Origin of the sequence: Clostridium bowmanii (assembly GCF_018861315.1) — a bacterium.
GTDB classification, from domain to species: Bacteria; Bacillota; Clostridia; order Clostridiales; family Clostridiaceae; genus Clostridium_AD; species Clostridium_AD bowmanii.
In genome coordinates this window covers 46,041-52,223 of record NZ_JAHLDL010000033.1, presented here as the reverse complement: position 1 = coordinate 52,223, position 6,183 = coordinate 46,041, and the positions used below count along the sequence as shown (strand labels likewise).

4 protein-coding genes and 1 pseudogene are annotated in these 6,183 nt (G+C 35.1%); all 5 read left to right on the top strand.

Annotated elements, in window-relative coordinates:
* Positions 1-169: 169 nt before the first annotated feature.
* A complete protein-coding gene (locus KPL51_RS18490) occupies positions 170-2,257 on the top strand; it encodes a penicillin-binding transpeptidase domain-containing protein (protein WP_216164723.1) in 2,088 nt (695 codons plus the stop codon).
* 122 nt (positions 2,258-2,379) lie between these two features.
* Complete coding sequence (locus KPL51_RS18485; RefSeq protein WP_216164720.1) at positions 2,380-3,153, top strand: LamB/YcsF family protein; 774 nt, start codon at positions 2,380-2,382, stop codon at positions 3,151-3,153.
* Between the two features lie 11 nt (positions 3,154-3,164).
* Positions 3,165-4,394 carry an NRAMP family divalent metal transporter gene (locus tag KPL51_RS18480; protein ID WP_216164717.1) on the top strand — a complete coding sequence of 410 codons (1,230 nt, stop codon included), beginning with the start codon at positions 3,165-3,167 and terminating at the stop codon, positions 4,392-4,394.
* 16 nt (positions 4,395-4,410) lie between these two features.
* Positions 4,411-5,147, top strand: a pseudogene (gene pxpB / locus KPL51_RS18475) (5-oxoprolinase subunit PxpB).
* Positions 5,144-6,178 carry a 5-oxoprolinase subunit C family protein gene (locus KPL51_RS18470; RefSeq protein ID WP_216164714.1) on the top strand — a complete coding sequence of 345 codons (1,035 nt, stop codon included), beginning with the start codon at positions 5,144-5,146 and terminating at the stop codon, positions 6,176-6,178. The pseudogene pxpB and the gene KPL51_RS18470 overlap by 4 nt, the downstream one beginning before the upstream one ends.
* Positions 6,179-6,183: the final 5 nt, after the last annotated feature.

Genomic DNA, 6,183 nt, shown 5'->3' with positions numbered 1-6,183 from the left:
AATTTCTATTGAACCGCCGTGTACCGAACGGTACGCACGGTGGTGTAAGAGGTCGGCTAATCAAATAATGATTAGCCTCCTACTTGATTTATATTAGGTTTAAGAGTAATTTTAACCTCTATTTAAACTAAATGGTCAGAGTGCTATAATAAGTAAGAGGTGATACAATATGCCAAGAAAAAAAATGAAAGTAATTATTCTTACAACATTAATAATTATAGCAATATTAATTACGGGCTTTATAGTTTTTTTTACAAAAGGGGACAGTGCAACTAAAACTTTCAATACATATAAGAATAATTGGGTAAAACAGGATTTCAAAACTATGTATAGCATGCTTTCAGTTAAAACTAAGGAAACAATAACTGAAGAGCAATTTGTAGATAAATATACAGCTATTTATAGTGGTATAGAAGCTAAAGGCATGTCAATGAAAGTAGAAAATGAAATAAAAGATGAAAATAAAAATACTATTAAAATACCATTTTCCATATCTATGAATACAGCCGCAGGAAAATTGAATATGCCAGGCTACAAGGCAACTATGGTGAAAGAAAAAGTAAATAATAAAAAGAAATGGGATCTCTTCACAAAAAAAGAATGGACATTAGTTTGGGATGAAAAAATGATATTTCCAAATATGGAAGCAGGAGATAAGGTTAGGATAAAACCAGAACTTGCTAAACGTGGAGAAATTGTTGATAGAAATGGAAAACCACTTGCTATAAATGCTCCTATTGTTTGCATTGGAATACAGCCTAACAGATTTATTAAAAGTAAGGACACTAATATATCACAAATGTCTAAGATACTAGATATTGATGCTTCAGTTATAGAAACTAAACTAAAAGGTAAAGAAGATTTAGATCAATTTGTACCTATTATTAACATATTGCCTAGTGAAAAAGTAAAAATAGCTGGAGTTATGAAGCTTGAAGGTGTAATCCATAATAAACCTGAAGGTAGAATATATCCTGGTGGAGAAGCCTTTGGGTCTCTTATAGGGTACATCGAGCCTATAACTGCGGAAGAACTAGAAAAACTGCCTGGACAAGGGTATACCTCAGTGAGCTTAATAGGTAAGGCAGGTTTAGAGCAGGTCAATGAAAAAAGGCTTAAGGGAGAAAATGGAGCAACAATATATATATCAAAAGAAAAGGATGGAAAGGAAACCCAAAACCTTGTTATTCTTAAAAAAGAATCTAAAGATGGTGAAAATATAAAGTTATCAATAGATTCTGAACTTCAGAAAAAAATATATGGTGAAATGAATAAGGATGCAGGAGCCTGCGCAGCAATAAACCCCAAAAGTGGGGAAGTGCTTGCTTTAGTTAGCTCTCCATCATATGATTCAAATGCACGGACCACTTATATATCCAATAGCCAGAGGAGTGCATGGAAAAGCGGTAAAGATCCATTCAAAAATAGATTTAAGGCTGTATATTCTCCTGGGTCTACCTTTAAAATGGTAACGGCTGCAATTGGGTTAGATAGAGGTAAGATAAAACCTAATGAATTTATAAACATAAAGGGAACAAAGTGGCAAAAGGATAAATCCTGGGGACCTCATAATATTACTAGGGTTTCAGATCCTGGAAAGCCAGTTAATTTAGAAGATGCATTTGTACATTCTGATAACATATACTTTGCAATGGCAGCGCTTAAAATTGGCAAAGAGGAATTTATAAAAGGAAGTAATAATTTTGGAATAGGCGAGCAACTGCCTGTAGGTTATCCCATAGCAAAATCACAGGTAGCCAATGATAATAAAATTAAAGATGACGTATCATTAGCGGATAGTGGATATGGTCAAGGACAGGTACTTATGAGCCCACTTCAACTTGCATTAGCTTATAGCTCAGTTGTTAACAATGGTAATATCATGTCTCCAACATTAGAGAGTTTTAATGAAAAAATAACATCTAAAGCATGGAAAACCAATGCAGTTTCTGTGGCTAATATAAAATTCATTAAAGATGGTCTTTATGCAGTTATAGAAAACACTGCGGGTACGGGACATGGAGCAAAAATTGAGGGTATAGCTCTTGCAGGCAAAACTGGAACAGCAGAACTTAAAAAAAATGCTGATGACAAAATTGCTGAAGAAAATGGATGGTTTATATGCATGGATACAGCAAATCCTAAAATAGTAGTATCTATGATTATAGAGGACGTCAAAAACAGAGGTGAAAGCCACTATGTGGTACCTATTGTAAAGGGAATAATGGGGTACTATTTGAAAAAAGCAGTAAAATAGGGTTAATGCAGAATCTGACTTTTTATGTGTGAAAAGAAGGAAATAAGTATTATTTAGGGAAGTATAATCTAAGTAGTATTTATACTTCTCTAACCATTAATAGAAAAAGGAGGCAAAATAGTATGGAGAAATTTATTGATTTAAATAGTGATGTAGGAGAGAGTTTTGGAGCTTATAAAATTGGAATTGATGATGAGGTACTAAAATATGTATCATCAGCTAATATTGCTTGTGGATGGCATGCAGGTGACCCTATTGTTATGAGAAAGACTGTAGAAGCGGCTACAATAAATGGTGTAGGTATTGGTGCACATCCTGGATTTTTTGATATTATGGGTTTTGGAAGAAGAAATATGATAATATCTCCCTACGAGGCAAAGCAGTATACGATATATCAGCTTGGAGCGCTATATGGTTTTGTAAAAGCCACAGGAGGCGAAATGCAACATGTAAAGCCTCATGGAGCAATGTATAACATGGCAGCAAAAGATGCAAAATTAGCCAAGGCAATAATAGAAGGTATATGGGAAGTGGATAGGGATTTGATAGTTCTGGGACTTGCAGGAAGTGAAATGGTTAAAGCGGCAGTGGAAAAAGGATTGAAAGTTGCAAATGAAGTTTTTGCGGACAGAGCATATAATCCCGATGGAAGCCTTGTGGCAAGAAGCCTTCCTGGTTCAATGATCATTAATAAAGATATTGCTATTTCAAGGGTAATAAGAATGGTAACTGAGGGGAAAGTCACTGCAATAAACGGTGAAGAGCTAGATATAAAGGCAGACTCCATATGCGTTCATGGAGACAATCCAGAGGCAGTTCTGTTCGTACGTCTTATAAAGGAAGAACTATCAAAGGCTAGAATAGAAATAAAACCACTACATCAATTCATAATATAGAGGGTGAATTAATGAATAACAAGGCACATTCAGAAAAACAACATTCAAACGCAAAAAATAAAAATAATTGGGGAGTGTTGATTGGAGCAGCTTTCCTTATGGCTACATCTGCCATAGGGCCAGGATTTATAACTCAAACCGCAGTATTTACAGAAAAGTATAAAGCTAACTTGGGATTTATTATATTACTAACTATTATTGTAAACGTTGTAGCACAACTCAATATATGGAGAGTTATTGGCGTATCGGGCCTTCGAGGACAGGACATTGCGAATAAGACACTTCCTGGCCTTGGTATTTTTTTAGCAGTGCTAATATGTATTGGGGGACTTGCATTTAATATAGGCAATATTGCAGGAGCTGGACTTGGTCTTAACGTTATCTTCGGAGTAGATGCTAAAATAGGTGCTGCAATTAGTGCTGTTATAGCTGTTATAATATTTACTTCTAAGGAAGCCGGAAAAGCAATGGACAATTTTACAAAGGTACTAGGTGTTCTTATGATTATTGTTGTGGGATATGTAGCATTTAAAACTAGGCCTCCTGTTGGAGAAATGATTGTAAGTACATTTATACCAACTAAGTTTGACTTTTTGCCATTTATAACACTTGTGGGTGGAACAGTAGGTGGTTATATTACGTTTGCGGGAGGACACAGACTAATAGATGCTAATATTATAGGTGAGGAGAATTTGGGAGAAATAAATAGGAGCTCAATAATTGGTATATTAGTAGCATCGCTTATGAGAATACTTCTTTTTGCCGCTGTGCTTGGAGTGGTTGTTAACATAGGTAAACCACTTGGCATAGAAAATCCTGCAGCTGAAGCATTCAGACTTGGAGCAGGTAACCTGGGTTACAAGTTCTTTGGAGTTGTTCTTTGGTCAGCCGCTATATCATCAGTGGTTGGCTCAGCTTATACATCGGTATCATTTTTAAAAACACTTGCGCCAATTTTTAACAAACACACCTCAAAATTTATAATAGGGTTTATTGCTATATCTACCGTAATATTCCTTACAATAGGTAAGCCTGTAAAGTTACTTATACTAGCAGGTTCATTAAATGGATTAATCCTTCCAATTGCACTTGGAATAATACTTATTGCTTCTAGAAGGAAAGATATTGTTGGGGAATATAAGCACGCAAAGTGGCTTATGTATTTGGGTTATATTGTTGTAATATTAGCACTTGTTGCAGGCTATCAGTCCATGAGCGGAATAGCTGCACTATTGAAATAGGAGATGAGAACCATATATGTATGAGAAAGTAAAGTATTTAATGGCTGGAGATAAAGCATTAGTTATAGAATTTGGAGATGAAATTGAAGAGGAGAGTAATGCTAAAATTAGAAGTCTCACACTGGCAATGGATAAAGAAGCTATTATAGGAATAATTGAGACTATTCCACATATAGGTCATTAATGGTGATTTATGAGCCTATGTTAATAGAACTAGATGAGATTATAAATAAAGTAAAATCCATCTTGTCCAAAATGGATGAAATGAAATTGCCTGATGCTAAGGTTATAGAGATACCAACACTTTATGGAGGAGAGTATGGCCCTGATATTGAGTTTGTGGCAGAGCACAATAAAATATCTCCAGAGGAAGTAATAAAAATTCATACGTCCAATGAGTACTTAATTTATATGTTAGGATTCACACCTGGATTTCCTTACCTTGGAGGCATGGACCATAAAATAGCAGCGCCTAGGCTGCAAACCCCAAGAACTAAAATACCAGTTGGAAGTGTAGGAATTGCAGGGAAACAGACTGGTATATATCCTATTGAAAGTCCTGGTGGCTGGCAACTAATTGGTAGGACTCCTGTTAAATTGTATGATCCATATAAGAAGGAACCTATACTATTAAATGCAGGTGATTATATAAAGTTTGTACAAATAGATGCGATGGAATATAAAAATATTGAGGCTTTAGAGAGTGAAGGTAAATATAAAGTTATCATAAGAGAAAAGAAGGTGAGTATATGACAATAATGAAAATATTAAAACCGGGTATGTATACCACCATCCAGGATGAGGGCAGATATAATTATCAGAAATCTGGAATGTCTGTCTCAGGTGCAATGGACCAATTTTCTCTAAAAATTGCAAATATTCTAGTGGGAAACAGTGATGGTGAAGCATGTATAGAAGTTACACTTATGGGACCAGAAATAAAATTTCAGGGTAATGCTCTAATTGCAGTTACAGGAGCAAATCTTGTACCAATGATAAATAGTGTAGTTGTGGATATGTGGTGTGGACTTAAAGTATCAAAAGGTGATGTACTTTCCTTTGGAACTGTAAAAAATGGTTGCAGAAGTTATATTTCAATAGCCCATGGTATCGATGTGCCTGAGGTTATGGGTAGTAAGTCCACCTATGTTAAGGGTAAAGTTGGAGGTTTTCAGGGAAGAATATTAAAGGCTGAAGACGAGATAAAAATTGGAGGTTCAGATGAAAGTAATTTTACTAATGTATTAAGACTTCCAACTGAGTTTATACCATGTTATAATAAGGATAATATGGTAAGAGTAGTAATGGGACCACAAGATGATTATTTTACAGAGGTGGGTACAAATACATTTTTAAATTGTCCCTATGAAGTAACAAATGAAGCTGATAGAATGGGATACCGCTTATCCGGAACTAAAATTTCTCACAAAGTAGGTGCAGACATTATATCTGACGGAATAACCATGGGGTCGGTGCAGGTTCCAGGACATGGATCACCAATAATTATGATGGCGGATAGGCAAACTACAGGGGGATACACAAAAATTGCTACAGTAATAACCCCGGATATAAATATAGTTGGACAGTTAAAGCCTGGTGACAATGTAAGGTTTAAATCAATAGGCATTCAGGAAGCTCATAAAGTATATAGAGAATATATGAACAACTTCCATAATATAAGAGAATGTGTGACAAAATTAAGAACCACCATAATAAGTACAAAGAATTATAAAATAAAAGTAAATGATAAGGAATTCGAGGTGGTAGTTGAGGAAATTAAATAGAGGAA

Coding starts and splice junctions, on each gene's coding strand:
- KPL51_RS18490 (WP_216164723.1), top strand. CDS start 170: ATGCCAAGAAAAAAAATGAAAGTAATTATTCTTACAACATTAATAATT.
- KPL51_RS18485 (WP_216164720.1), top strand. CDS start 2,380: ATGGAGAAATTTATTGATTTAAATAGTGATGTAGGAGAGAGTTTTGGA.
- KPL51_RS18480 (WP_216164717.1), top strand. CDS start 3,165: ATGAATAACAAGGCACATTCAGAAAAACAACATTCAAACGCAAAAAAT.
- KPL51_RS18470 (WP_216164714.1), top strand. CDS start 5,144: ATGACAATAATGAAAATATTAAAACCGGGTATGTATACCACCATCCAG.